Origin of the sequence: Geobacillus thermopakistaniensis, assembly GCF_000498995.1 — a bacterium.
GTDB classification, from domain to species: Bacteria; Bacillota; Bacilli; order Bacillales; family Anoxybacillaceae; genus Geobacillus; species Geobacillus thermoleovorans.
Genome location: NZ_AYSF01000096.1, coordinates 1 through 25,379, shown reverse-complemented (window position 1 = coordinate 25,379; position 25,379 = coordinate 1). Strand labels below are relative to the sequence as shown.

The following is a 25,379-nucleotide window of genomic DNA, read 5'->3' as shown; positions in this document are numbered from 1 at the left end:
ACAGACTCTATCGGGCGGTCTTTTTTGTTTCTGTTGTTCTCAACAGTCAGTTGTGAATTTACAAAATATTTACGAGAAATCATCCTTTCTGCTCTATCATTGTACTGACTCGCAAGGATATAATGGGAGTGAACGAGAAGGCGAGAGAAAGGGGAACCGGGAATGAAGAATTCCAAACGATGGGGAAGACGGGTGCTATCCGCATTGGCTGCTGCAGCGGTGCTGGCCGCGGCTCCAGTTGGGGCGGCAGGGAACGGGAAAAGCAAGGGGAAGCCGCCTGCTTCTTCGCACCGTTATATTGAGGTGCAGCTGTTAGGCATTAACGACTTCCACGGCCAGTTGAATGTGACGAGAAAAGTCGGCGGGCGGGAAGTTGGACGGGCTGATTATTTAGCCGCTTATTTGAAACAGCGGGAGGCGGAAAACAAAAATACGCTGCTCGTCCATGCCGGCGATGCGGTTGGCGCCAGCCCGCCGGTATCGGCGCTGCTAGAGGACGAGCCGACGATCGAAGTGCTCAATAAGCTCGGCTTTGACGTCGGCACCCTTGGCAACCATGAGTTTGATGAAGGAGTAGCGGAAATGCTCCGCTTGATCCATGGCGGATATCACCCGGCGACCGGCGATTTCGCCGGAGCAGATTTTCCGTACGTGAGCGCCAACGTCGTTGATGCGCAAACGGGAAAGCCGATTCTCCCGCCATATGTGATTAAGCGGGTCAACGGCATGCCGATCGGATTGATCGGCGTCACGCTCACGGAAACACCAACGATTGTGACGCCAAGCGGCGTCGCGGGAGTCAAGTTCATCGATGAAGCAACAGCGATTAACAAAGCGGTCCGGGAACTGAAGAAAAAAGGGGTGCAAACGATCGTCGTTCTCGCCCATAACCCAGGCGTATCCAATCCGGATGGGACAAACGCAAGCGGGGAAATTGTCGATATCGCCAAAAATGTCGATGATGAAGTCGATGTGATTTTCGCCGGTCATAACCATGCCTATTTAAATGCGGTTGTGGACGGCAAGCTGCTCGTTCAGTCGTATTCGTACGGCACGGCGTTTTCTGATGTCGATTTGAAAATCGACCCGCGTACGAAAGACGTCGTCGCCAAAAAAGCGGAGATCGTGACGACCTATCATGACGGCATCACTCCGGACCCGGAAATCCGTGCCCTCGTCGAAAAATATGAAGCGAAAGTGGCGCCGCTTGTCAATCAAGTCGTCGGCACAGCAGCCGAAACGATCACCGATGAACAAAACGAAAGCGGCGNCTGATGTCGATTTGAAAATCGACCCGCGTACGAAAGACGTCGTCGCCAAAAAAGCGGAGATCGTGACGACCTATCATGACGGCATCACTCCGGACCCGGAAATCCGTGCCCTCGTCGAAAAATATGAAGCGAAAGTGGCGCCGCTTGTCAATCAAGTCGTCGGCACAGCAGCCGAAACGATCACCGATGAACAAAACGAAAGCGGCGAGTCCGCCTTGGGCAATTTGATCGCCGATGCCCAGCGGGCGGCGATGAAAACCGATTTTGCCTTTATGAACCCGGGCGGCATTCGTGCCGATATTGAACAAGGCGAAGTGACGTGGGGCGAATTGTACAACGTTCAGCCGTTCAACAACCAGCTCGTGAAAATGACGCTCACCGGCGCGCAAATCCGCCAGCTTTTGAATCAACAATGGCAGCCAACCCAAACGCGCATGCTGCAAATCTCCGGCCTCCGCTATACATGGAGCGCCAGCAAGCCGGTCGGAGAAAAAGTCATTGACATTCAGCTTCCTGACGGCACACCGCTAAAACCGGACGCCGAGTACACGGTGACAGTCAACAGCTTCCTCGCCGACGGCGGCGATGGGTTCACGGTGTTGACGCATGGGACAAACCGCGAGGTCGGCCCGGTCGATTTGGATGCCCTTGTCTCGTATATTCGCGGTCTTGAGCAACCGTTCTCAGCACGGATCGAGGGGCGGATCAACCGGCTTCCGTAACAGGTGTTGACCGAGGAAAAAGGATGGAAGGGCGAACGGTCGCTTATCTAATGAAGAAGGTGTCCCCAAAAGACTCGGGACACCTTTTCTTTACTCCTAATGGGCGGGCTTGCAGCCGCTTGTGCTTGGACGATCGAAAAAAGATCGTTCAAGAGAGTTTTTCCGCAGATCAAGATGCTTTTTGCTCGAACAGCTTGATGATCTCCACGATCACTTCGGCCGCTTTCACCATATTGTCGGCGGAAATGTATTCGTAGCGGCCGTGGAAGTTTTCGCCGCCGGCGAAAAGGTTCGGCGTCGGCAGCCCCATGTAGGAGAGCTGCGACCCGTCTGTACCGCCGCGGATCGGTTTCACCTTTGGTTCAATGCCCAAGTTCGTCATCGCTTCGTGGGCGATGTCAACAATGTGGCGCACCGGCTCGATTTTTTCGCGCATGTTGTAATATTGGTCGTTGATTTCGAGAGTGATTCGGTCGTTTCCATATTTTTGCGCAAGCGAAGCCGCGATCTCTTTCATTTTCGCTTTGCGAGCCTCAAACTGTTCGCGGTCAAAGTCGCGGATGATGTAATGAAGCTTCGTTTCCTCTACACTGCCTTGGAACGAAAGCAAATGGTAAAACCCTTCATATCCTTCCGTATGCTCAGGCGCCTCATGGGCTGGCAACTGCTGCTCGAACTCCATGGCGATTTTGATCGAGTTGATCATTTTTCCTTTCGCTGTGCCCGGATGGACGTTTTTGCCTTTGATCGTGATTTTCGCTTCGGCAGCGTTAAAGCTTTCATACTCCAATTCGCCAAGCGGCCCGCCGTCGACCGTGTAGGCAAATTGGGCGCCGAATTTGGCAACGTCAAATTTATGCGGCCCGCGGCCAATTTCCTCATCCGGCGTAAAGGCGACGCGCACTTTGCCGTGCTTGATTTCCGGGTGTTGAATGAGATAGTTCATCGCGGTCATAATTTCGGCGATTCCGGCTTTATCGTCAGCACCAAGCAGCGTCGTCCCATCGGTCGTGATGAGCGTATGCCCTTTGTAGTGAGCGAGCTCCGGGAAATCGTTTGGCGACAAGATGATGCCTTGTTCTTTGTTTAACACGATGTCCCCGCCGTCGTACGAGTCAATCAATTGCGGGTTGACGTTGGCTCCGGTAAATTCCGGCGCGGTGTCCATATGAGCCAAAAAGCCGATCACTGGCACGTTTTTGTCCGTATTGGCCGGCAACGTCGCCATCACGTAGCCGTTGTCATCGATCGTCACATCTTCCATCCCGATCGCCTTCAGCTCTTCGACGAGCATTCTCGCCAGCTCCCACTGTCCCGAAGTCGATGGGCACGTATGGCTGTTTGGATCGGATTGAGTGTTGACTTTCGCGTAGCGGATGAAGCGTTCGATGAGTTCCTGTTTCATTGGTTCATCTCCTTATGTATAAGTTTTTCTGGATCAGCGAATCATTCCGCCGATGCAGTGAGAAAAAAGAGGCGGTTTCCGTTTTATTTTACCATATGCGGCTTCAAACGGTAAAAAAGAGGGGACCATTTCCTACTTGGCGCTATGATGCCCCAAAGTTGGCGTACTGGCGTACGGACGCTGCCATTACAGGCGCCGGCGGCAGAGGACGGTTATGGTATAATGAAAAGGCCAGTGTCTCGTCAGAAACGCGAAAGTAGGTGCTTTCTGCCTCGTGCGGATGAAACAAATGGAAAGGAGAAGCCAAACCATGTCATTCAGCTACGTGTCTCATCTGTATTGTCCGAAGTGTGAACGTACATACGATGTCGACCAAATCCATCAACTTTGCGAATGCGGTTCGCCGCTTCTTGTCGCTTACGACTTGGAGGCGATGCGCCAAAAAGTCAAGAGGGATGTGCTGAGGGAACGTGAAGCGAATTTATGGCGTTATCATGAGTTGCTGCCGGTAAAGCATCCTGAACATATCGTGTCGCTCGGCGAAGGGATGACGCCGCTTGTGCCGATGCCGCGCTTAGGGCGGGAAATCGGCATTGAAGCGCTCTACATGAAAGACGAAGGGGTTATTCCGACAGGGACGTTTAAAGCCCGCGGCGCGGCGGTTGGGATTTCTAAAGCAAAGGAATTGGGCGTCAAACAGCTCGCGATGCCGACAAACGGCAACGCGGGAGCGGCGTGGTCGCTGTACGCGGCGCGGGCGGGCATTCAGGCGACGGTCGTCATGCCGGTTGAGGCGCCGGAACTGACGCGAAAGGAATGCGCCATCGCTGGGGCGGAATTGTATTTCGTCAACGGCCTCATTAGCGATGCCGGGCAAATCGTCGCCAAAGCGATCCGCGAATACGGCTGGTACGATGCGTCGACGTTGAAAGAACCGTACCGGATTGAAGGGAAGAAAACGATGGGGCTGGAGATCGCCGAGCAGTTCTCTTGGCAGCTCCCGGATGTCATTTTGTATCCGACCGGCGGCGGCGTCGGGTTGATCGGCATTTACAAGGCGATCAAAGAACTGCAGGCGCTCGGCTGGGTGGACGGCCGCATGCCGCGGCTGGTCGCTGTGCAGGCCGAGCATTGCGCGCCGATCGTCAAGGCGTGGAAGGAGAAAAAACGTGAATCGGAGTTTTGGCCGAACGCCCATACAGTGGCGTTTGGCATCAATGTGCCGAAAGCGCTTGGCGACTTTCTTGTTCTTGAGGCGGTGTATGAGACGAACGGCTGCGCCATTGCGATCAGCGATGAGGCGATTTTGGCTGAACAGCGGACGGCAGCCGAACTCGAAGGGGCGTTCATTTGCCCGGAAGGAGCGGCGGCGTTTGCGGCGGCCCAAAAGCTGCGCGAGAGCGGTTGGATTCGTGATGGGGAGACGGTCGTCGTGCTCAACACGGGGACGGGATTGAAATACGCCGATTTGGTTCAAGTCGCCCCACCGGTGCTCGAACCGGAAGATTCGCTTCCGATGCGGGAATAATCAAGCCGCAAGCAAAAAATCGTAGACAAATCCAAAAAGGAATTGTATACTAAATTCATCGGAATAATGAAAAAACGGATAAGCGATTCATCTTCGGGGCAGGGTGAAATTCCCGACCGGCGGTGATGAGGCGCTTGGCCTCTCAGCCCGCGAGCCGCAAGGCAGGATCCGGTGCGAGTCCGGAGCCGACAGTATAGTCTGGATGGGAGAAGATGAAGGTTTGCCGGCGTTCGTTTTGGCGCATGCGAACGTCTAGTTGCGCACACCCTTTTTCTCCCTTAAGCCTCGTTCGGTTTAAGGGAGTTTTNCCGGAGCCGACAGTATAGTCTGGATGGGAGAAGATGAAGGTTTGCCGGCGTTCGTTTTGGCGCATGCGAACGTCTAGTTGCGCACACCCTTTTTCTCCCTTAAGCCTCGTTCGGTTTAAGGGAGTTTTTGTTGGCGCTCGCGGCGGCAGCCTTCTTCTTGTGAGGATGAATCACGAGAAGGGGAGGAGAACAAACATGAAACGCATTTCCATCCGCGCCTTTGTCGGCATCGGAGTGTTGGGCGCCATGGCGCATGTGCTCATGATGCTCAACTTTCCGCTGCCGCCGTTTCCGAACTTTTTGCTTGTCGACTTCAGCGACATCCCGGCGCTTGTCGCCGCGCTGTTGTACGGCCCGCTCGCCGGCGTGGCTTTTCGGCTCTTTTTTAACGTGTTGAACTATGTTTTTGTCGGCAGTGCGACCGGCGTTCCGATCGGCCAAATCGCCAACTTTACCGCTGGGGCGGCGTTTATTTTGCCGGTTTCCTATATTTATGGGAAAGCCGCATCGAAAAAAGGCTTGCTGCTGGGGTTGGCGGCGGGAACAGTGACAATGGCGCTCGTCATGAGCGTGCTCAACTACTACGTCTTTATGCCGGCGTACACCCTTTTCCTTGGCGCTCCGCAGATGAGCGCGCCGGAAGCGAAGGCGTTGGTGGTATCGGCGATTTTGCCGTTTAACGCCGTCAAAGGAGCGATGGCGGCCATCGTATTTCAGCTTCTCTTTTGGCGTCTTCGTGCTTGGCTTGAGAAACAAGCGGCATCCCGCCAAGCCGCTTGATGATCAAAAAGCGAGGGATTTCCGACCCCTCGCTTTTTTGCTTTGTCAAAAGCGAATCCGCGGCACCCACTCGGCAAACCGCTCCTCTTTAAACGGATTGGCGGTCATCGAATAGCCGCGCTCCTCCCAATAGCCCGGCTCATCTTCCTTCATAAAGCGGATGCCCGACGCCCATTTCGCCCCTTTCCATAAGTAAAACGTCGCTGGCGGGATGAACCGGAGCGGATAGCCGTGCTTCGGAGAGATGTCCTGCCAGTCGTGATGCTTGTCTTTCCATCGATAGACAAACAAGGCATCGTTGCCCATGAGCGCGTCAAGCGGCAAGTTCGCCGAATAACCGAACCGGTCGCCGTTTAAATATCCGTAAATTTTCACGTATTTCACATCAGGATCTAGCTCCACAAAGCGCAAAAACTCGCGGAAGGCGATGCCTTCAAACGTCGTGTCGAATTTTGACCATGTTGTGACACAATGCATATCGATGGTTGAAACCGTCTTCGGCAGCTGCATCACTTCTTGATACGAAAGCGACACTTCCTCTTTCACATCGCCGAACAATCGGAAATTCCACGTCGCTTCATCGAATTGGTACACATCGCCCTCATGCAAAATCGGCCATTTTTCCGTTTCGAATTGGCCGGGAGGGAGTTGTTTGGTCATGGTCGGCACCTCCTTTTTCTGCTAAATTTCTCTTAATTATTCATGATACAAAATAGGGGCAAGGGATGCAACGAAGAGGGGGCTTGATGTATCATGACGGGTTCGGTCAAGTTGATGTTTTATTTTGTAAAGTAAATTTTCGGTAAGTATTTATTGATTTTTAATTTTTCTCAATTATATAATGATAATAACAAATTTGAAACTATTGTTCCGAAATGTGGAACGACAGATGGAGGAGAGGGGGATGCCGACTAAGAAATAGAGTGGGGTGAACGACGTAACGATTTGTATTAACATTTGCCGTAAAATGTGCTGGAGAGGAGAAGAGAAACATGGTGCTCATTGGAGTGTTGATCGTCATCATCGGCTTCATTGTTCGCATTAATCCACTTCTTGTCGTGACAGCGGCTGGATTGGCGACAGGATTGCTCGCCCATCAATCGCTGTATGACATTATTGAACAATTTGGAACAGCGTTTACGACCAACCGGTATATGGCGGTGTTCATCGCCACATTGCCCGTCATCGGCATTTTGGAACGTTTTGGATTGCGTGAACAGGCAGAAAGTGTCGTGGCGAAAATCAAAGCCGCGACAACAGGACGAATCTTGACCGCTTATTTGATCATCCGGGAAGCGGCTGCAGCGGCTGGGCTTACTTCCATCGGCGGCCATGCTCAAATGGTTCGTCCGCTCGTCGCTCCTATGGCAGAAGGAGCGGCGGAAGCGAAATACGGAAAACTGCCGGATCATGTCCGGGATGACATTCGCGCTCATTCCGCAGCGGTGGACAATATCGGGTTGTTTTTTGGCGAGGATGTGTTCATCGCCATCGGAGCGATTTTGTTGATGAAAGGATTTTTTGATCAAAACGGCATTCCTTCTGATCCGCTGCATATGGCGTTATGGGCGATCCCAACGGCCGTGGCCGCGCTGATCGTTCACAGCATCCGCCTGCATCGGCTGGACCGCTCGCTTCACAAGCTCTTTCATCGGGAGAATGGAAAGGGGAGAGAGTGAATGTGGTTGTCCATTGAAGCGGTGTACATATTTTTAGGCATTGTGGTTGTGTTGGGAAGCTTGTGGACCTTTGCCGATCGTCAAAACCCGAAGCGCTTCACATCAGGGTTGTTTTATTTCCTTTATGGTGTGACACTGCTGTTCGGCAGCATCATTCCCCCGTTTTACACCGGAGTGCTTGTGCTTATCATGGTGGCCATTGTCGGAACCGGGGGATTGAAGCTCGGAAGCTACCAAGAGGCGACGCCGGAAGAGAGAAGACAACATCGCGATCGATTGAAACATCGCCTGTTCATTCCGGCCTTGTTGATTCCGGTTTTGACTGTCATCGGTGTGACATGGCTGAAAAATGTCAAGGTTGGAAACGCTTTTCTTTTCGATCCGAAAAACGTGACTCTTGTGTCTCTCGGGCTAGCGACGTTCGTTGCTTTGCTCGTCAGCATGGCGATGACTCGGACCACTCCGTTTATGGCAGTTAAAGAATCGCGCAGGCTGCTTGAATCAATCGGCTGGGCCGCCCTCTTGCCGCAGATGCTGGCAACGCTAGGGACGATTTTTACGACTGCTGGGGTAGGCACCGCTGTGTCCAATTTGGTAGGAAACATCATTCCGACTCATTCATTGTTTTGGATTGTGGTGGCCTATTGTATTGGCATGGCTTTGTTTACGATGATCATGGGCAATGCTTTTGCCGCGTTTCCGGTCATGACAGCGGGGATCGCTGTTCCACTGCTGATCAAACAATTTGGCGTCGATGCGAATCATGTGGCCGCCCTCGGGATGTTTTCCGGCTACTGCGGCACCTTGATGACGCCGATGGCGGCGAATTTTAACATTGTTCCTGCTGCTCTGCTTGATTTGAAGGATAAAAATCATGTCATTCGTGTGCAAGTGCCGACAGCGTTGATTCTGTTGGCGTTCAACATCGCTGCAATGTATGTGGTCACTCTCATGGATTTATAATCCGATAACGGGAAAGGACTGAAGATACGATGAAAAAAGTGCTCGTGACCGGATTTGATCCGTTTGGAGGAGAAACGGTGAATCCATCGCTGGAGGCGGCCAAGCAAGCAGCCGGATGGAAAAACGATCGGTATATCGTTGAAGTTCGGGAGATTCCAACCGTATTTGGCCAATCATTAGAAATCTTGCATGATGCAATGAAGCAAGTGGATCCCGATATTGTGATTTGCGTCGGACAGGCGGGAGGGAGAGCCGATATTTCCGTTGAAAGGATAGCGGTGAACATCAATGATGCCCGCATTCCCGACAACGAAGGTCATCAGCCGATTGACGAACCCGTTGTTCCAGGCGGGCCTGTTGGCTATTGGTCAACTTTGCCGGTCAAAGCGATTGTCCATGAGTTGAGGCGTCACGGCATACCAGCCTCTGTCTCTTATACAGCGGGAACGTTTGTCTGCAACCATGTGTTTTACGGATTGATGCATTATATTGCCCAAGTGAAGATGCCCATTCGGGCCGGATTTATCCATATTCCGTATCTGCCGGAACAAGCAGCCCGGCATCCAGGACAGCCTAGCATGGCGTTAGAAACGATTGTGAAAGGACTGCGGATTGCCATTGACGTGACGGTCGAACGTGAAGAAGATATCCAAGCGGTTGGCGGGCAAATTTGTTAAGGGGGATTCGTCCAGTTGCCTTTGACTTCAGCCTGCCCCTTCTGCTCGGCATGGATTTGGCTAAACAAAAAGCGGTCGCCATGGAGGTAGGAATGCAAAACTCCGGATTGAGCGTGGCAATTGCCACAGCGAATTTTTCACCCTTGGCGGCTGTTCCAAGTGCGATTTTCAGCGTGTGGCACAACAATATATATATATCCGAAGCGATCCTCGCGGCGATTTTCAGCCGGAGGGAAGAGAAGGACCATCTGATAGGATTAAAGGAAAAGTCAAGGGTGTAGAAGCAGGTGTAAACAGCGGTTTTGTAAGAGAGAGGCCGCTGTTTTCTATTGTGTATTGTAGTGGGGAAGCTATCTACCATAAGTTGTCCTTAATATTTTAAGATAGGTGTGCATAGAGAAAATAGAAGGGGCAAAAAATGCGAATGAAGAGGAGACTGAGAAGAACGCGCAGCCCCCCTTTTCATAAATCACCACCCTCTTCGACCGTCCTTAGGAATAATTTTCTTCTCATTGCACACCGTATCCAATAGAAACTTGGAAACGGGAGCGTGATGCCGATGGCCGAACAAAGAGAACGATGGCTCTTCCTTTTGGCACTTTGCCTCATCGCCCTTTACGTGTCCCCGCTCTTTCTCCTTGGCGAGAACGCCCATATTCGCGTCCACGATAATTTGGATTCCAATATCGCTTGGTATAAGGTGCTCTCCGAAAGCGGAAAAATCACCGGGCCGCTTGACGCGAAGATTCCGCAAATCGCCAACGGCAAGTTGTCAAGAAATGCCCTCGGTTCGGAGTTGACCGGCATCGTCTGGCTGCACGCGTTATTTCCCACGATGACTGCTTATGCGCTCAGCCAAACGATCACAAGGGTGGTGGCATTTTTGGGCATGTATTTGTTGTTGAAAACGCATTTCCTGCCCGAGCCGCGTTGGATGGCTGTTCGCATCGGCGTGGCGCTCGCATTTGCGCTGACGCTGTTTTGGCCGTCGGGGATGTTAAGCACGCTCGGCATGCCGCTTGCGCTCTGGGCGTTTTTGAGCATCCGGAAAGGCGAGGGGGAGTGGAAACATTACGTCGCGCTCACGCTTCTCCCGTTTTATTCCAGCTTTGTGCTCGGGTTCTTTTTCTTTCTTGCCGCCATGGGCACTCTTTGGCTTTTGGATGTGCTGCGCGGGAAGGGGTGGAACATCCGCTTTTTGACTTCCATCGCTTACATGACGCTGTTGTATTTGCTTGTCGAGTACCGGCTTGTGTACTCGTTTTTATGGGAAGACGAGCCGACAAGCCGGGATGAGTACTTCCATGCCCGGTTGTCGTTTTGGCATTGCGTCCGCTTGACGTGGAAAAACTTTATCCTCGGCCACCATCACGTCATGACCGAGCATACCTTTTTTATTTTGCCGGCCTGGTTGATGGCCTTGTATCTCGTTTTCATGAAAAAACGATGGAAGCAAGAACGGTTATTTCTTTTCCTATTCGGACTGAATTTCGCCCTGTCGGCGTGGTATGCATTTTGGTTTTATAAAGGGTGGCTGCCGCTTACCGAGCGGTTTCATTTTTTGGACACGTTTAACTTTGCCCGTTTTCATTTTTTGCGCCCGCTTGTCATTTATGTGCAGTTTGCGCTGGCGCTGAAAATCGTATGGCAATACAGCGAAAAAGGAGAAAAGTGGGCGAAGCGGCTGCTAGCGGCCCAAGTGATCTTGGTGTTTTTGATTAACGAAGAAATCGTCTTCCGCTACGAGCCGACGGTGAAGCAATTTTACGCGGAAAAACAGTTCCAAGAAATCAAGCAATACATCGGGCTCCCGGTGTCCGACTACCGCGTCGTCAGCATCGGCATTCACCCCGCCATCGCCCAATACAACGGGTTTTACACGCTCGATACGTACAACAACTTTTATCCGCTGTCATACAAATACGAGTTCCGCAAAATCATTGAACGTGAACTGGAAAAAAGCAAAACGATCCGCACATATTTTGACGAATGGGGCGGGCGTTGCTATATTTTTACAGCAGAACTTGGAAAACGGTATATGTTTACAAAACAGTCGAAAAAACGGCTGAAGAACTTGCAGCTGAATACAGAACAGTTGAAAAAAATGGGCGGCCGCTATATTTTCTCGGCGGTTCCGATTGACAATGCGGCGGAAAATGGACTCGTGTTGGACCGTGTATTCACGTCCGATGAGTCGGCGTGGACGATTTATTTGTATAAGGTGAATTGAAAACAGCGGCTTCTCTTGAAAAGAGAAGCCGCTGTTTTACGAGCCTAGCTACGGGGCTNCGTGTATTCACGTCCGATGAGTCGGCGTGGACGATTTATTTGTATAAGGTGAATTGAAAACAGCGGCTTCTCTTGAAAAGAGAAGCCGCTGTTTTACGAGCCTAGCTACGGGGCTGATCCAACCGCGCAAGTTGCCGGTCGTGCCACCTTGAGAGCAGCCATAGGGCAATCAGTGTCCCAATCAATGTGCATACCATATCCCATTGGGTGTCCCAAATATCGCCTTATGTGCCCAAAAAGTCTTTCGATGCCTTTCCTCCTTTGGAGATGATGGAGACGAGCCATTCGATGATTTCATACAGGGCGGCGATGGCGAGCGACATGCTTGTGACGATCGTGAAAAGCCAAGGGCCGCGCGACAGCGGCGTTTTCCGCAGTACAATCTCCCTTAGGACGATGGCGAACGTCCCTTTGAGGAAATGGCCAAACCGGTCGTAATGGTTGCGTTCGAAATGGAACGCATCTTTGATCCAGTTAAAAAAAGGAACTTTGGAGTAAATATAATGGCCGCCGATCAACATGAGGACCGCCAGCATGGCGATGATGACATACGACATCGTTGTCAGCCGGAAACGTTGATACAGGGCCATCACGATCACAAGCCCCACAAGCGCTGGGGCGACCTCAAGCGCCCACACCGCATAGCTGGTTGGACGAATGGCCGACCAAACGAACACAGCAGCGACGATCAGCAACAACAGCCCATGAATGCGGGTTTGCCTTGCTTGTTCCACCTTTTTTTCTCCTTGGAACAGCGAGATTCGTCTATGATCATTATTCGGAAAAACGCGGATTTTATGCGCTTGATGAAAACGTCGGAGTTTCAGCGGGCTATAAGAACCAGAGAGGAAGGGGCCGTGAAGATGCGGCGCGAAGTAACAGGCAAGGTGGGGGGATACCTCGGGTAGGGAAACATTCCTAATTTTCAACGAGGACGCGAATGTATATTCGCATTTGTTTGATTTGATGGTATAATGAAACATGCACAGCCATATGCAGGGTGGGCAGTGGCCACTCCCTGAACGAAAGGGGGTGGTGCTGATGATGTCGATTGCCGACGCGCTGACGCTTATGATTGCGTTTGCGTCACTCATCGTCGCGGTGATCGCCGTATCCAAAGACAAAAAGTAACCCACCCTGCTAGGCCGAGGCGAGGGTAGGTTACGATGCCCGAGGCTTGGGCCACTGCGCTTCTTGCAGCGGCTGTGTATGGACAGGGCATTGGTGGCCGCCAATGCCCTGCTTTATTGTACGTTCCTTCTTCTTTATTATACGCGTATAAAGAAGGGGATGACAAGAACTTTAGAGAAAGGGACAGTGAAGATCGAAAAAAATGAAAAAGAGGGTTGACTCTTTCATTTTTTTATAGTAAATTTTATATTGTCGTTCCGATTCTGAAGGAACTGAAATATAAAGATACAAAAAAACTTGACAAACTTTTGGATTGCTTTATAATAGAAATCGTCGCCATTGCCTAGTGGTGATAGCGGAGGGGAAACACCCGTTCCCATCCCGAACACGGAAGTTAAGCCCTCCAGCGCCGATGGTAGTTGGGGCCAGCGCCCCTGCANTTCCCATCCCGAACACGGAAGTTAAGCCCTCCAGCGCCGATGGTAGTTGGGGCCAGCGCCCCTGCAAGAGTAGGTCGCTGCTAGGCAAACAACGTGGAGTATTAGCTCAGCGGGAGAGCACCACGTTGACAGCGTGGGGGTCACTGGTTCGATCCCAGTATACTCCACCATCATGGGGCGTTAGTTCAGGGGGAGAACGCTTCGCTGGCAGCGAAGAGGTCAGGGGTTCAAATCCCCTACGCTCCATTGTATGCGGTCGTGGCGGAATGGCAGACGCGCTAGGTTGAGGGCCTAGTGGGGGCAACCCCGTGGAGGTTCAAGTCCTCTCGACCGCATCGCTCCAAACAGCTATGGAGGAGTACCCAAGTCTGGCTGAAGGGGTCGGTTTCGAAAACCGATAGGGGTGTCACAGCCCGCGGGGGTTCGAATCCCTCCTCCTCCGCCATAAATATTGACTTAGCTCAATTGGTAGAGACGAGCATCTGCATCGTCGAATTTGCTTCGAGTTGTCCCGACGCACCCAGCTTCTTCGAATTGGCTGGTAGAGGAAGGGACACAACAGAAACCAACGAATCACGGTCTATTTATATCGTGCCGACTTAGCTCAATTGGTAGAGACGAGCATCTGCATCGTCGAATTTGCTTCGAGTTGTCCCGACGCACCCAGCTTCTTCGAATTGGCTGGTAGAGAAAGGGACACAACAAATNCGAGCATCTGCATCGTCGAATTTGCTTCGAGTTGTCCCGACGCACCCAGCTTCTTCGAATTGGCTGGTAGAGGAAGGGACACAACAGAAACCAACGAATCACGGTCTATTTATATCGTGCCGACTTAGCTCAATTGGTAGAGACGAGCACCTGCTTCGTCGAGTCGGCTTCGAGTTGCCTCGACGCATCCTGCTTCCTCGAAACAGCTTGTAGAGGAAGAGGCACAGAGCACAACAATGAGCCACCTTCTTGCATTTATTTTATGCCGACTTAGCTCAATTGGTAGAGACGAGCATCTGCATCGTCGAATTTGCTTCGAGTTGTCCCGACGCACCCAGCTTCTTCGAATTGGCTGGTAGAGAAAGGGACACAACAAATGAACAATGAGCCACGATTTATATCATAATTATGCCGACTTAGCTCAATTGGTAGAGCAACTGAATCGTAATCAGTAGGTTGCGGGTTCGAGTCCTGCAGTCGGCATCACGATTACGGAGGGGTAGCGAAGTGGCTAAACGCGGCGGACTGTAAATCCGCTCCCTTTGGGTTCGGCGGTTCGAATCCGTCCCCCTCCATTTTTATTTCTTATAAGCGGGCCTATAGCTCAGCTGGTTAGAGCGCACGCCTGATAAGCGTGAGGTCGGTGGTTCAAGTCCACTTAGGCCCATCACTTATGATGGACGACAAGAATGATTCTTGTCGTCTTTTTTGCGTTGTCGCTAAAGGCATAATGTGCTCTACCATCTCCATGGAGAATCCTCTGACTTTCACATGTCAACGGAAGGGTGCCCCCGTTCAGACACCCTCCCTTGGTTTTTACTTGAAAGTGGTTTTAGCAGAGAAACTTCCGCTTCAAACAAAACTAGAAGCCGTTCACGGAACGATAGTCCGTTTGCCTAATGGACGTACTTCCCATAATCAGGGGTAGCGATACGGTCAAAATCACGGGCGAGTTTTGTCAACCCTTCACGCAGCTCTTTGCCGGCGACAGGAGCACCGTGTCCGGTGATGGCGACTGACGGAAAGAGTGCGGCTAACTTGCGCACCGACTCGCGGGCGGCGCGCCAATCGATGGTATAATAGCGCGGCGGGCCGCTGATTTCGATTTGTTGGGTCAACACTTTATACAGTGAATCTTGGCGGACGGTGACGAACGCGTCGCCGGCGATTAAAGCGGCGTCGCGCGGCCGAAATAACGAAATGTGGCCTGGCGTGTGCCCCGGTGTGTGGATCCAGCGAAATTCCGGCAAGTGCGGAACGGTGCCGTCCGCAGGGAGCGGCTGGACGCGGTTGCCTAATTGAATCGGCTCGTTCGGAAAAAACGGCGAGATTTTGGCGATGAAGCCGCCCTCGACGGAAGCGTCAGGTTCAGGATAGCTCGCCTTTCCAGTCAAATACGGCAGTTCAGCCGGATGGGCATACACCGGGACATTCCAATGCTTGACAAGCTCAACAATCGCTCCAACGTGGTCAAAATGGCCGTGGGTTAAAACAATGGCTTGCGGGCGGCTGCCGCTGCCAAAGCGGTCTTCCACGACTGAAACAATGTCATCGGCTGATCCCGGCATGCCAGCGTCGACCAATACAAACGCGCGGTCGTCCGGGCGGCCGACAAGACAAATGTTCACGATTTGGATCGTATGGCAGTACAAATCGGGCAGCACGCTGACGCCGACACCGCTTGCCACAGACGTCGCGGGAATAAAATGATAGTCTTCTCCGTAATGCAATGGTTCGTCGGCCATCAAACCCCTCCTTTGAATCGTTGTCCAACGATAGCATGCCGCATCGACCTGTCTCCTATACAAAAGAGCTGCCGTCTAGCTCGACATGGATCGCCAAAGAATGGTACAATAAGGAAAACACAATGGCACAAGGAGGCTACAAACGAATGAGCATTTTGAAGAAAGGATTGGCATTCGGGCTGGGATTGGCGATTGCAAGCAAAGAACAAGTGGAAAAAATCATTGACGAGTTAGTCAAAAAAGGGGAATTGTCGCTTGACGAATCGAAGGAAGTGATCGATCAATGGAAACAGCAGACCGAAGCGCGGAAAACGGAAGTGCAGCGGCTTGTACGCGAGCAAATCAAGCAGGTGATCGATAAACTCGACTTGGCGACGAAAGAAGACGTGCGGCAACTCGAGGAGCGAATCCGCCGTCTTGAAGAAAAGGAACAAAGCGGGCAGTAAACCGATGCGGCCTGTCCGCTCGCTTTTTGCCGCCTTAGGAGAGATGTCTCGATGATCGGAAAACGGATGCGCCATATCGGAAGGTATCACGAAATCGCCGCCTCCTTGCTTCGGCACGGATTCGGGATGATCGTCGATGAACTCGGCTTTTCGTCGTTTCTTTCGTTGCCGCCGCGATGGAAAGCGGAGCAAGGGAAAAAGGAAGGAAAAACGGTTGGGGAGCGGCTCCGCCTTGTGCTCGAGGAGCTCGGCCCGACGTTCGTGAAGCTCGGGCAAATTGCTAGCACACGGCCGGATTTGATTCCCGCTCCGATCATCAGTGAGCTCGAAAAGCTGCAAGACCAAGTTCCGCCGTTTCCGTTTGCCGATGTCCGCCGGATTGTCGAAGCGGAGTTTGGAAGTTCGCTGGAAACACTCTTTCGTTCATTTGAGGAAATGCCGCTCGCTGCCGCTTCGCTTGGACAAGTGCACCGGGCGGTTCTTCCTTCCGGACAGGCCGTGGCGGTGAAAGTGCAGCGCCCGCACATCGCTGCGCGGGTGGAGACGGATCTGGAAATTTTGCAAGATTTGGCCGTGCTGGCGGAACGCCGTCTCGATTGGGCGGCAACCTACCAATTGTCTGAGATCATCGATGAATTGGTGCGCTCATTGCGGCAGGAGCTGGATTATACAGTCGAGGCGCGCCATGCGGAACGGTTTGCACGGCAGTTTACCGGCGATTCGTCGGTGTATGTCCCGAGGGTGTTTTGGGATTATACGACGAAAACAGTGCTCACGATGGAATATGTCGAAGGGATCAAACTCGGGGAGATCGAGCGGTTGAAAGCGAACGGCCACTCCTTAAAAACGATCGCCGAGCGTTTGGCTGAAGCAACCTTTAAACAAATGTTTGAGCATGGATTTTTTCATGGCGACCCTCATCCTGGCAATGTATTTGTTCTTGACGATGGAACGCTTTCCTTCATTGACTTTGGCTTGATGGGCCGCCTTCGACCTCATGTCAAACATCATCTTTCTTCACTCATCATCGCCTTAATGCGGCAAAACACGGATGGGGTGTTGGGTGCGATTTACGGTTTAGGAATTGTTCCTGACGGAGTCGATGAAGGAAAATTGCGCGATGATATTGACGAGTTGCGGGAGAAATACTACCGCGTCCCGCTCGGTGAGATCAGTCTTGGGGAAGCCGTCGAGGATTTGCTTTCGGTGGCATTTCGCCATGGCATTCGCATCCCAAGCGATTTGACGCTGTTAGGGAAAGCGCTGTTGACGGTCGAAGGGGTCGTGGAGACGCTTGATCCGCAGTTTCGCATCATGGATGTGGCCGAACCGTTTGGGAGAAAGCTGATGAAAGAGCGTCTTCGGCCTGACCGTGTAGCGGAAACGGCGTGGAAACGGATTTTCGACTACGGTGAATGGCTGCTTCGCTTGCCGGACAGCGTAAAGGAATGGACGAAAATGATGCGGCATGGCAAGCTTCGGCTGGAAATCACGGCGCCTGATTTGGAAACGCTGCTAAAGAAGCTCGATCAGATTACGAACCGGCTGTCGTTTAGCATCGTTCTTCTTTCGCTGAGCATCGTCCTTGCCGGGCTGATGATCGCTTCCTCGCTCGGGCGGCCGTCGACGCTGCTGTGGAAGATTCCTGCTGTTGAAATCGGATTAGGCGCGTCCGCTTTTCTGTTCGGTTGGCTGCTTTACTCGATTTTTCGTTCGGGAAAATTTTAGCGTTTGTTGCGCAATGATTTCTTTTTTCGGAGATTCTTGAAAGTTTGATGCAGTCCGATCCATGAAAGGGGCTGACCCAAAAGGCGATCTCTCCTCAAGAAAGACACAATATATAGTGTGACAGAGAAGCGGCTGGTGCTTATATATAGCGATGAGAGAGGGTGTCCCAGTCCTTTTGGGACACCCCCTTTTTTCATCAATAATAATAAATTTGCACGAAGCACATTTGTTAAGCCATGCTAGACAGCTTGATGGGGTGGAAAGCCGGTGAGGGCGCCGGAATAAATTCCACACTTTGGATTATACTAACAGTGCTGTCTGAGACAGCGTTTAGGGAGTGGGAAATGGGTTAGGGAGGATCGATGATGACGTTTTCTCTTCCTGTTGTTTGGACGGTGGAACTGGCAGCGGTCATGTTGAGTATAGCGGGAAGTTTTTGGATCGCCAAACGGCATATACGGAGATATGCGGTTTTGTATGCATTCAGTGCGGTGACAGGCATCGTTCTTTGCCTTGCGTTTGTCTATGCAGGCTTTTACTCCTTCCCTGTTAAGCTCGTTCCTTATACACCGATTCCGCTCGTTGAAATGGCAACCGTCATTCCGTTTTTCGTTTTGTTTGGAGTCAAGTACAGTCCGGAAAGCTGGGCATGGAAGTTGCCGTTTTACTTTGCGATGGTGCAGTTGATTATGTTGTTCGAGTTGGTTGCTCTTGTATCGCCGCTCCCTCTGATTGATTATAAGGAACAGTGGGATGTGTGGGATTCATACACCGCCTGGTGGCTGTATTTGCTTTTCTTTGAGTGGATGGGCGGAAAAATCGTCCCCCAAAAAGCGCGCTCTCCGCTTGCGGCTTCCTCTTTCCGCTACGGCCGGTGGGGATGGATGATCGTCCATGCGATTGCCATGACTACCGTTTTTTTAGCTGGGGTGTACGCCGGGTGGAACATAAAATAACTGGCAGCAGGCCATCCATGTTCGGACAGCCAGCAAACAGAATGTCTGGATGCGGACGAGAAAGCGGATCGATGCGTAGGCGATGAATATGATGTTCAAGTTTGCGTCTGTTGTGGCCGGCCTAGGGGGTGTGGGCGCTGTGCAAAAAAGATCGATGATTTTTTCCTTTTTCTATTGGCTGGGCAGGATTTTGATCTGGCTGGAGCGAAACTATATAGATGCAACGAAATCGTTTCACATATCCTTGACGGAAAAGTGGCTCATCCATTTTTGACTGTCGAAGGCAAGCCATAGGCTTGCCTCCGTCACGCTAAGGCGTGACGGAAGACCGAACAACGACTCGCTTAAAGACCCATTCATGGGTCTTTAAGCGGTGTTGTTCGGTCACTCGACAGTCGGATGAAATGATCGGTAAAAACGAAAAATGTTAAAGCTTTAAATTGCATCTATATAGTACAGCAAAAAGGAGAATAAAGGAGGGAGAGACCTCGATGTCCATTGTCAACCCAAGCCGGGAAGAAATCGGTGAAATTTTGCGCAAGGCGAAACGGATTGCCGTCGTTGGGTTGTCCAACAATCCGGAGCGCGAGTCGTATATGGTGGCGAAAGCGATGAAAGACGCTGGATACGAAATCATTCCGGTCAATCCGATGATCGATGAGTGGGAAGGCATTCCGGCGGTTGATCAACTAACCGATATCGAAGGCCATGTCGACATCGTCGATGTGTTCCGCCGCTCTGAGCATTTGCCCGAGCTGGCCCGCGAGTTTGTGCAAATCGATGCCGACGTGTTTTGGGCGCAGCTTGGCGTCGTCAATGAGGAGGCGTATCGCTTTTTGAAAGAAAAAGGCTACACGGTCATTATGGATCGCTGCATTAAAGTGGAACATGCGCTCACCAAGCGTGCTTAATCTTAATCCATGAAACGGCCATCTTGTTCGAGATGGTCCTTTCGTTTTTTTGTCGCACTTGTCCGAATTTGTCGGGGGATGTCAAAAGGCAATGGACAGTCGGGAAGTTTGTGGTACAATAGAAACAGGTGTTCTTGTTTTTGTAGGAAGGGGTGGCCTTGTGGCAAAGCATGCGACATACGAATATAACGAAGATGCCATTCAAGTGTTGGAAGGGCTCGAGGCAGTCAGGAAGCGGCCGGGGATGTACATTGGCAGCACCGACAGCCGCGGCTTGCATCATCTTGTCTATGAAATTGTTGACAATTCGGTCGATGAGGCGTTGGCCGGATACGGAAACTACATTTTCGTGCAAATACATAAAGACAACAGCATCACGGTTTTGGATGAGGGGCGCGGCATGCCGGTCGGGATGCATAAGCTCGGCAAGCCGACGCCGGAAGTCATTTTGACCGTGCTTCATGCCGGCGGCAAATTCGGCCAAGGCGGCTATAAAACGAGCGGCGGCCTGCACGGAGTCGGGGCGTCGGTTGTCAACGCCTTATCAGAATGGCTGGTCGTCACGATTCATCGCGACGGCTTCATTTACCGGCAGCGGTTTGAGCATGGAGGCAAACCGGTGACGACGCTAGAGAAAATCGGCACAACGAACAAAACCGGAACCATCATTCAATTTAAGCCGGACCCAACGATTTTCAGCACGACAGTCTTCGATTATGAAACATTGAGTGAACGGCTGCGCGAATCGGCGTTTTTGTTAAAAGGGCTGAAAATCGAACTCGTTGACGAACGGACCGGCATGCGCGAGGTGTTCCACTATGAAAACGGAATTGAAGCGTTTGTCGCCTATTTGAATGAGGAGAAAGATGTGCTCCACCCGGTCGTTTATTTTGCTGGCGAGCAAAACGGCATTGAAGTCGAGTTTGCGTTCCAGTTTCATGATGGTTATTCGGAAAACGTGCTGTCGTTTGTCAACAACGTGCGCACAAAAGACGGCGGCACGCATGAGGCGGGTGCGAAAACGGCGATGACGCGCGTTTTTAACGAATACGCCCGCCGTGTCGGTTTGCTCAAGGAAAAAGATAAAAATTTGGAAGGAACCGATATTCGCGAAGGGTTGTCCGCGGTCGTTTCGGTGCGCATCCCAGAGCACTTGCTGCAGTTTGAAGGGCAGACGAAAGGAAAGCTCGGAACGAGCGAAGCGCGTTCGGCCGTCGATGCGGTGGTGTCCGAGCAGCTCATGTACTTTCTGCAAGAAAACCCGGACGTAAGCGCGATGCTCATTAAGAAAGCGATCCGGGCCTATCAGGCGCGTGAAGCGGCCCGCAAAGCGCGCGAAGAGGCGAGAAGCGGCAAAAAGCGGAAAGGGAAAGAGGCGCTCTTAAGCGGCAAGCTGACGCCGGCGCAAGGGCGCAATCCGCAAAAAAATGAGCTCTATCTCGTTGAAGGCGATTCGGCGGGCGGTTCGGCGAAACAAGGGCGCGACCGTCGATTCCAGGCGGTGCTTCCGCTGCGCGGAAAAGTCATCAACACGGAAAAGGCGAAACTTGGCGATATTTTGAAAAACGAGGAAATCAATACGATCATCCACGCCATCGGCGGCGGCGTCGGGGCTGACTTTTCGCTCGATGATGTCAACTACGACAAAGTGATCATTATGACCGATGCCGACACGGACGGCGCCCATATTCAAGTGCTGCTTTTGACGTTTTTTTACCGCTACATGCGTCCGCTGATTGAAGCGGGAAAAGTGTACATCGCCTTGCCGCCGCTTTACAAAATCAGCAAAAAAAGCGGCAAAAACGAAATCGTCGAATATGCGTGGACGGACGAGCAGCTGAAAGAAATTACGAAAAAAATGGGCCGCGGCTATACGATTCAGCGCTATAAAGGGCTCGGCGAAATGAACGCCGATCAATTATGGGAAACGACGATGAACCCACAGACGCGTACGCTCATCCGCGTGCGCATTGAAGATGCGGCCCGCGCCGAACGGAGGGTGACGACGCTCATGGGCGACAAAGTCGAGCCGCGCCGCAAATGGATCGAAACGCACGTCGCCTTCGGGCTCGAAGAGGAACCGGGATGGATCGGCTGATGGCGGCGTGAAAAGGCGCCGCCTTTTTGGTGCTGATGTGTTAGGAAAGGAGAATGACGATGGCAGAACGATTGCTGGAAATGCCGTTAGAGGACGTGCTTGGCGACCGCTTTGGCCGCTACAGCAAATACATTATCCAAGACCGGGCGCTCCCAGATGCGCGCGACGGGTTGAAGCCCGTGCAGCGCCGTATTTTATATGCGATGTACATCGATGGCAACACGGCTGATAAACCGTTTCGCAAGGCGGCGAAAACGGTTGGAAACGTGATCGGCAACTTTCATCCGCACGGCGACTCATCGGTGTATGAAGCGATGGTGCGGATGAGCCAAGAGTGGAAGCTGCGCAACGTGCTGGTGGAGATGCATGGCAACAACGGCAGCATCGACGGCGACCCGCCGGCGGCGATGCGCTACACGGAAGCGCGCCTGTCGGCGATTGCCGCCGAATTGCTTCGCGATATTGACAAAGAAACGGTTCCGTTTGTGCCGAACTTTGACGATACGACCGATGAGCCGACCGTCCTGCCGGCGATGTTTCCGAATTTGTTGGTGAACGGCTCGACCGGGATTTCGGCCGGCTATGCGACCGACATTCCGCCGCATGCGCTTGGCGAGGTGATCGACGCCGTCTTGATGCGGATCGACCGGCCGGATTGCACTGTTGACGAGCTGATGACGGTTCTTCCTGGCCCCGATTTTCCGACCGGCGGCATCATCCAAGGGAAAGACGGCATCCGCAAGGCGTATGAGACCGGCCGCGGGAAAATCATCATCCGCGCCAAAGCCGCCATCGAGCAGGGAAAAGGCGGGAAAAAGCACATTGTCATCACGGAACTGCCGTATGAAGTGAACAAAGCGAATTTAGTGAAAAAAATTGACGAGCTTCGCCTCGACAAAAAGCTCGACGGCATCGCCGATGTGCGCGATGAAACGGACCGGAACGGGCTGTCGATCGTCATCGAATTGAAAAAAGACGCCGATGCGGAAGCGATTCTCAACTACTTGTACAAAAATACGGATTTGCAAGTGCCGTACAGCTTCAACATGGTGGCGATCCATGAGCGCCGGCCGAAGCTGATGAGTTTGCCGGAGCTGTTGGATGCCTACATCGCCCACCGGAAAGAGGTCGTCACCAACCGCTCGCATTTTGAGCTGAAAAAAGCGAATGAGCGGAAGCACATCGTCGACGGTTTGATTCGGGCGCTTTCCATTTTGGATGAGGTGATTGCGACGATTCGGGCTTCAAGCGACAAGCGCGACGCCAAAGAACGGCTGATGGCTCATTACGGATTCACCGAAGCGCAGGCCGAGGCGATCGTGACGCTCCAGCTGTATCGGTTGACGAACACCGACATCACGGCGCTGCGTCAAGAAGCGGAAGAACTGGATCAGGCGATTGCGGAACTTACGGGGATTCTCGCCGATGAAAAGAAGCTGCTTGGCGTCATCAAAAAAGAGCTGAAGACGATGAAAAAGCAATATGCCGATGAGCGGCGGACGGTGATTGAAGAGGAGATTGAAGAGCTGAAAGTGAAGGTGGAGGCGCTCATTCCGGCGGAAGATGTGATCGTCACCGTGACAAAAGAAGGATATGTGAAGAGGACGAGCTATCGTTCATACAGCGCCTCAAACGGTCAAGACATGGGCATGAAGGAAACGGATCGGCTGCTCGCCCAGCTCGAGATGAATACGACCGATGTGCTCTTGCTTTTCACCCGCCGCGGTTATTATTTATACTGCCCGGTGCATACGCTCCCTGATATCCGTTGGAAAGAGGTCGGCCACCACATTTCCCATCTCATTCCGCTTGAACGCGACGATGAACTCGTCGCCGCTGTTCCAGTCTCTTCCTTTAACACCGGGGAGCAGCTCATCTTTGTGACGAAACAAGGGCTCGTAAAGCGAACGGAGCTCGCTCAATACCAAGTGCAGCGCTACACCCGCCCGCTTGTGGCCGTTAATGTGAAAGAGGATGATGACGTCATCGCCGTCTACGCGACGGATGGATGCGGCCATCTTTGGCTTGCGACGCATGATGGACATGCGCTCTTGTTTGCCGAGGAGGAGATCAGCCTTGTTGGTGTGCGCGCGGCTGGCGTGAAAGGGATTCAATTGAAGGAAGGGGACTTTGTCGCCGCTGCGTGTCCCGTTCGCCTAGAAGAGGGGGGCTCGTTCGTCGTCGTGACGCAGCGCGGAGCGGTGAAAAAAGTGGCGATGAGCGAGTTTGAGCCGTCATCACGGGCGAAGCGCGGCGTTGTGATTGTGCGCGAAGTGAAATCCAACCCGCACCGAGTTGTCGGCGCCGTCTTTGTCAGCAGCGATGAGGAAATGGTCGGATTGCGGACGGAAAAAGGGGTGGTCGAGACGATCGAAGCCGCTTCCCTTCGTCTCTCCGACCGCTACAGCACGGGTTCGTTTGTCGTTGACACTGACGAAGCCGGGCCGGTGGTGGACGTCTGGAAAGAGCCGGCGAAGCTGCTTGGAAAAGGGGAAGAAGGATGAGGTTTAAGCGTCAAGAACCGTTCCGGCATCAGTTTGGCCGGCCGCCTCGGCCGAACTGCGCACAGCCGATGGCGAGCGCAGCGTCTACATTCACGATCTAAGTCCGCACGGGATGAAAATCGAAACGGAAGGCCGCCTTCCCTTTTCAACAGGGGGAACGCTGGTTGACATCTCGTTTTGGCTAAACGCTGCCCCCTTTACGCTGCGGGGCAGCTTGTCTGGGAAAGACCGTTTGTCCACGCCTACTATTATGGCGTCCGCCTCCATGTCACCAAACAAGAAGAAGCGCACTTGATCGAAGCCATCAAACGACATGCGGCCGAGAGCCGCCGAATATGACGCAAAAAGGGGCCCGCGTTTTGGCGGGGCCCTTTTTTGATTTTTGACGGAGGTATGGCGCATCCAAAACGGGTGCCCTTGTCACATTGATGCCAAAATTGTCTTCACCAAAACTTCCACCATTTATTTGCCCGTGTTCGAGCAGCGCTGGTGCTGGCAGCGGTTTGCCGAAACGACAACACGAGCTCGCGAAACGCTTTTTCCCGTTCTAAAATGCGCAGTTCGAGCTGTTTTCGCTCCTCTTCCTGTCTTACTTTTTCCTCTTGACAGAACGCGACGACCGTTTCCAAATGTTCATGCAGCTGTTCCGTTTTTTGCTGCCATGCGTCCTCGTAATCGCGGAGTGAACGGCGCACCGTTTCGGCAGCTGCCGTCGTTTGCTCCTCGATGTAGTCAAGGCGGCCTTTCACCTCATCCATCGCTTGCCGGACCGTGGCTGTCGTTTCCTGTTTCAAGGCGTCGACGATATCGTCTTTTAAGCGGGCCGCCAACTGCTCGGCTATGTATGGCATCCCTTGATGCAGCAGGCGGGGCACATCGATGATTTCCCCTTCCATGACGGCTGTTTCCACTTGAGCGGCTGTCTCGTTGGCTCGCTCTGCCGGTTGTCCGTCCATTTGCCTGATCATTTCAGCCACTTCGCGCGGATGGCGGCCGTCCTCAAGCCAAGTGCGGATATGGCGAAACCGGTCGATCAGCTCGTCGGTGTACATGCGTGCCCCCTCGGTTGTGCGTGGGACGGCAATCGATC

Annotated in this window: 19 protein-coding genes, 7 tRNA genes, 3 pseudogenes, 1 riboswitch and 1 other annotated feature; of the genes and pseudogenes, 24 read left to right on the top strand and 5 right to left on the bottom strand. The window is 52.6% G+C overall.

Annotation, left to right across the window (positions count from 1 at the left end; genetic code table 11):
* Positions 1 to 162: 162 nt before the first annotated feature.
* A complete protein-coding gene (locus T260_RS0121075; RefSeq protein WP_370736694.1) occupies positions 163 to 1,275 on the top strand; it encodes a metallophosphoesterase in 1,113 nt (370 codons plus the stop codon).
* Positions 1,265 to 1,993, top strand: a pseudogene (locus T260_RS0121070) (bifunctional metallophosphatase/5'-nucleotidase); the annotation flags it as partial. The gene T260_RS0121075 and the pseudogene T260_RS0121070, both read left to right, overlap by 11 nt.
* A 169-nt stretch (positions 1,994 to 2,162) precedes the next feature.
* Here T260_RS0121070 and pepT read toward each other — a convergent pair.
* Positions 2,163 to 3,398 carry a peptidase T gene (gene pepT / locus T260_RS123155; protein ID WP_011231254.1) on the bottom strand — a complete coding sequence of 412 codons (1,236 nt, stop codon included), beginning with the start codon at positions 3,396 to 3,398 and terminating at the stop codon, positions 2,163 to 2,165.
* A 310-nt stretch (positions 3,399 to 3,708) separates the two neighbouring features.
* Between pepT and T260_RS123160 the strand changes: the two genes are divergently transcribed.
* Positions 3,709 to 4,926, top strand: a complete 1,218-nt coding sequence (locus T260_RS123160) for a threonine synthase (protein WP_023634534.1) — start codon at positions 3,709 to 3,711, stop codon at positions 4,924 to 4,926.
* Between the two features lie 85 nt (positions 4,927 to 5,011).
* A riboswitch (FMN riboswitch) is annotated at positions 5,012 to 5,144 on the top strand.
* Between the two features lie 285 nt (positions 5,145 to 5,429).
* Positions 5,430 to 6,014: an ECF transporter S component gene (locus T260_RS123165; RefSeq protein WP_023634533.1), complete on the top strand. Its 585-nt coding sequence runs from the start codon at positions 5,430 to 5,432 to the stop codon at positions 6,012 to 6,014.
* 45 nt (positions 6,015 to 6,059) lie between these two features.
* Here the strand turns inward: T260_RS123165 and T260_RS123170 are convergent, their stop codons facing one another.
* A complete protein-coding gene (locus tag T260_RS123170; protein ID WP_023634532.1) occupies positions 6,060 to 6,674 on the bottom strand; it encodes a sulfite oxidase-like oxidoreductase in 615 nt (204 codons plus the stop codon).
* 332 nt (positions 6,675 to 7,006) lie between these two features.
* Between T260_RS123170 and T260_RS123175 the strand changes: the two genes are divergently transcribed.
* The 5 genes and pseudogenes from T260_RS123175 (at position 7,007) to T260_RS123195 (ending at position 11,563) form a co-directional block, all read left to right on the top strand.
* Positions 7,007 to 7,693 (top strand): DUF969 domain-containing protein, encoded by a 687-nt coding sequence (locus T260_RS123175; protein WP_014195864.1) that lies wholly within the window; start codon positions 7,007 to 7,009, stop codon positions 7,691 to 7,693.
* Positions 7,694 to 8,656, top strand: coding sequence for a DUF979 domain-containing protein (locus T260_RS123180; RefSeq protein WP_014195863.1), 963 nt, complete (start codon positions 7,694 to 7,696; stop codon positions 8,654 to 8,656).
* Between the two features lie 29 nt (positions 8,657 to 8,685).
* The gene (gene pcp / locus T260_RS123185; RefSeq protein ID WP_013523781.1) at positions 8,686 to 9,333 is read left to right on the top strand and encodes a pyroglutamyl-peptidase I; all 648 of its coding nucleotides are present in this window, start codon (positions 8,686 to 8,688) and stop codon (positions 9,331 to 9,333) included.
* A 41-nt stretch (positions 9,334 to 9,374) separates the two neighbouring features.
* Positions 9,375 to 9,614 (top strand): annotated as a pseudogene (locus T260_RS123190) (transporter, sodium/bile acid symporter family protein); the annotation flags it as partial.
* 278 nt (positions 9,615 to 9,892) lie between these two features.
* Positions 9,893 to 11,563 (top strand): DUF6044 family protein, encoded by a 1,671-nt coding sequence (locus T260_RS123195; RefSeq protein ID WP_015374881.1) that lies wholly within the window; start codon positions 9,893 to 9,895, stop codon positions 11,561 to 11,563.
* Between the two features lie 160 nt (positions 11,564 to 11,723).
* On the opposite strand, the pseudogene T260_RS01000000138165 reads toward T260_RS123195, so the two are convergent.
* Positions 11,724 to 12,356, bottom strand: a pseudogene (locus tag T260_RS01000000138165) (DUF2238 domain-containing protein).
* Between the two features lie 307 nt (positions 12,357 to 12,663).
* On the opposite strand from T260_RS01000000138165, the gene T260_RS1000000140370 reads away from it, so the two are divergent.
* From T260_RS1000000140370 to T260_RS123235, 8 genes are all read left to right on the top strand, one after another.
* The gene (locus T260_RS1000000140370; RefSeq protein WP_021322622.1) at positions 12,664 to 12,753 is read left to right on the top strand and encodes a putative holin-like toxin; all 90 of its coding nucleotides are present in this window, start codon (positions 12,664 to 12,666) and stop codon (positions 12,751 to 12,753) included.
* A 342-nt stretch (positions 12,754 to 13,095) separates the two neighbouring features.
* Positions 13,096 to 13,183, top strand: a sequence feature (5S ribosomal RNA rRNA prediction is too short).
* Between the two features lie 105 nt (positions 13,184 to 13,288).
* A tRNA-Val gene (locus tag T260_RS123205) sits at positions 13,289 to 13,363 on the top strand.
* Positions 13,364 to 13,367: 4 nt separating this feature from the next.
* Positions 13,368 to 13,439: transfer RNA gene (locus T260_RS123210), tRNA-Ala, on the top strand.
* A 6-nt stretch (positions 13,440 to 13,445) separates the two neighbouring features.
* Positions 13,446 to 13,528, top strand: a tRNA-Leu gene (locus T260_RS123215).
* Between the two features lie 17 nt (positions 13,529 to 13,545).
* A tRNA-Ser gene (locus tag T260_RS123220) sits at positions 13,546 to 13,638 on the top strand.
* Positions 13,639 to 14,311: 673 nt separating this feature from the next.
* Positions 14,312 to 14,384 (top strand) — tRNA-Thr (locus tag T260_RS123225).
* Positions 14,385 to 14,394: 10 nt separating this feature from the next.
* A tRNA-Tyr gene (locus tag T260_RS123230) sits at positions 14,395 to 14,476 on the top strand.
* A gap of 18 nt (positions 14,477 to 14,494) precedes the next feature.
* Positions 14,495 to 14,568 (top strand) — tRNA-Ile (locus T260_RS123235).
* A 229-nt stretch (positions 14,569 to 14,797) separates the two neighbouring features.
* On the opposite strand, the gene T260_RS123240 is transcribed toward T260_RS123235, so the two are convergent.
* Positions 14,798 to 15,646: an MBL fold metallo-hydrolase gene (locus tag T260_RS123240; RefSeq protein ID WP_023634531.1), complete on the bottom strand. Its 849-nt coding sequence runs from the start codon at positions 15,644 to 15,646 to the stop codon at positions 14,798 to 14,800.
* 146 nt (positions 15,647 to 15,792) lie between these two features.
* Here T260_RS123240 and T260_RS123245 point away from each other — a divergent pair, with 146 nt between their 5' ends.
* The 7 genes from T260_RS123245 (at position 15,793) to T260_RS1000000140365 (ending at position 24,584) form a co-directional block, all read left to right on the top strand.
* The gene (locus tag T260_RS123245; protein WP_011231247.1) at positions 15,793 to 16,092 is read left to right on the top strand and encodes a phasin family protein; all 300 of its coding nucleotides are present in this window, start codon (positions 15,793 to 15,795) and stop codon (positions 16,090 to 16,092) included.
* Positions 16,093 to 16,143: 51 nt separating this feature from the next.
* Positions 16,144 to 17,820, top strand: coding sequence for an ABC1 kinase family protein (locus T260_RS123250; protein ID WP_023634530.1), 1,677 nt, complete (start codon positions 16,144 to 16,146; stop codon positions 17,818 to 17,820).
* 365 nt (positions 17,821 to 18,185) lie between these two features.
* Entirely contained in the window at positions 18,186 to 18,776 is a 591-nt protein-coding gene (locus T260_RS123255) for a CBO0543 family protein (protein ID WP_021322623.1), read from the top strand.
* A gap of 491 nt (positions 18,777 to 19,267) precedes the next feature.
* Complete coding sequence (locus tag T260_RS123260) at positions 19,268 to 19,687, top strand: CoA-binding protein (RefSeq protein ID WP_011231244.1); 420 nt, start codon at positions 19,268 to 19,270, stop codon at positions 19,685 to 19,687.
* 160 nt (positions 19,688 to 19,847) lie between these two features.
* Positions 19,848 to 21,785, top strand: a complete 1,938-nt coding sequence (gene parE, locus T260_RS123265) for a DNA topoisomerase IV subunit B (RefSeq protein ID WP_011231243.1) — start codon at positions 19,848 to 19,850, stop codon at positions 21,783 to 21,785.
* 59 nt (positions 21,786 to 21,844) lie between these two features.
* Entirely contained in the window at positions 21,845 to 24,289 is a 2,445-nt protein-coding gene (gene parC / locus T260_RS123270; protein ID WP_023634528.1) for a DNA topoisomerase IV subunit A, read from the top strand.
* 55 nt (positions 24,290 to 24,344) lie between these two features.
* Positions 24,345 to 24,584, top strand: a complete 240-nt coding sequence (locus tag T260_RS1000000140365) for a PilZ domain-containing protein (RefSeq protein WP_306372135.1) — start codon at positions 24,345 to 24,347, stop codon at positions 24,582 to 24,584.
* A 148-nt stretch (positions 24,585 to 24,732) separates the two neighbouring features.
* Here the strand turns inward: T260_RS1000000140365 and T260_RS123280 are convergent.
* A partial coding sequence (locus T260_RS123280; protein WP_023634526.1) for a MerR family transcriptional regulator occupies positions 24,733 to 25,379 on the bottom strand: 647 nt, incomplete at its 5' end.

Bases quoted from the DNA above. Each gene is read 5' to 3' on its own strand.
- pepT (WP_011231254.1), bottom strand. From the start codon at position 3,398: ATGAAACAGGAACTCATCGAACGCTTCATCCGCTACGCGAAAGTCAAC.
- T260_RS123160 (WP_023634534.1), top strand. From the start codon at position 3,709: ATGTCATTCAGCTACGTGTCTCATCTGTATTGTCCGAAGTGTGAACGT.
- T260_RS123165 (WP_023634533.1), top strand. From the start codon at position 5,430: ATGAAACGCATTTCCATCCGCGCCTTTGTCGGCATCGGAGTGTTGGGC.
- T260_RS123170 (WP_023634532.1), bottom strand. From the start codon at position 6,674: ATGACCAAACAACTCCCTCCCGGCCAATTCGAAACGGAAAAATGGCCG.
- T260_RS123175 (WP_014195864.1), top strand. From the start codon at position 7,007: ATGGTGCTCATTGGAGTGTTGATCGTCATCATCGGCTTCATTGTTCGC.
- T260_RS123180 (WP_014195863.1), top strand. From the start codon at position 7,694: ATGTGGTTGTCCATTGAAGCGGTGTACATATTTTTAGGCATTGTGGTT.
- pcp (WP_013523781.1), top strand. From the start codon at position 8,686: ATGAAAAAAGTGCTCGTGACCGGATTTGATCCGTTTGGAGGAGAAACG.
- T260_RS123195 (WP_015374881.1), top strand. From the start codon at position 9,893: ATGGCCGAACAAAGAGAACGATGGCTCTTCCTTTTGGCACTTTGCCTC.
- T260_RS1000000140370 (WP_021322622.1), top strand. From the start codon at position 12,664: ATGATGTCGATTGCCGACGCGCTGACGCTTATGATTGCGTTTGCGTCA.
- T260_RS123240 (WP_023634531.1), bottom strand. From the start codon at position 15,646: ATGGCCGACGAACCATTGCATTACGGAGAAGACTATCATTTTATTCCC.
- T260_RS123245 (WP_011231247.1), top strand. From the start codon at position 15,793: ATGAGCATTTTGAAGAAAGGATTGGCATTCGGGCTGGGATTGGCGATT.
- T260_RS123250 (WP_023634530.1), top strand. From the start codon at position 16,144: ATGATCGGAAAACGGATGCGCCATATCGGAAGGTATCACGAAATCGCC.
- T260_RS123255 (WP_021322623.1), top strand. From the start codon at position 18,186: ATGACGTTTTCTCTTCCTGTTGTTTGGACGGTGGAACTGGCAGCGGTC.
- T260_RS123260 (WP_011231244.1), top strand. From the start codon at position 19,268: ATGTCCATTGTCAACCCAAGCCGGGAAGAAATCGGTGAAATTTTGCGC.
- parC (WP_023634528.1), top strand. From the start codon at position 21,845: ATGGCAGAACGATTGCTGGAAATGCCGTTAGAGGACGTGCTTGGCGAC.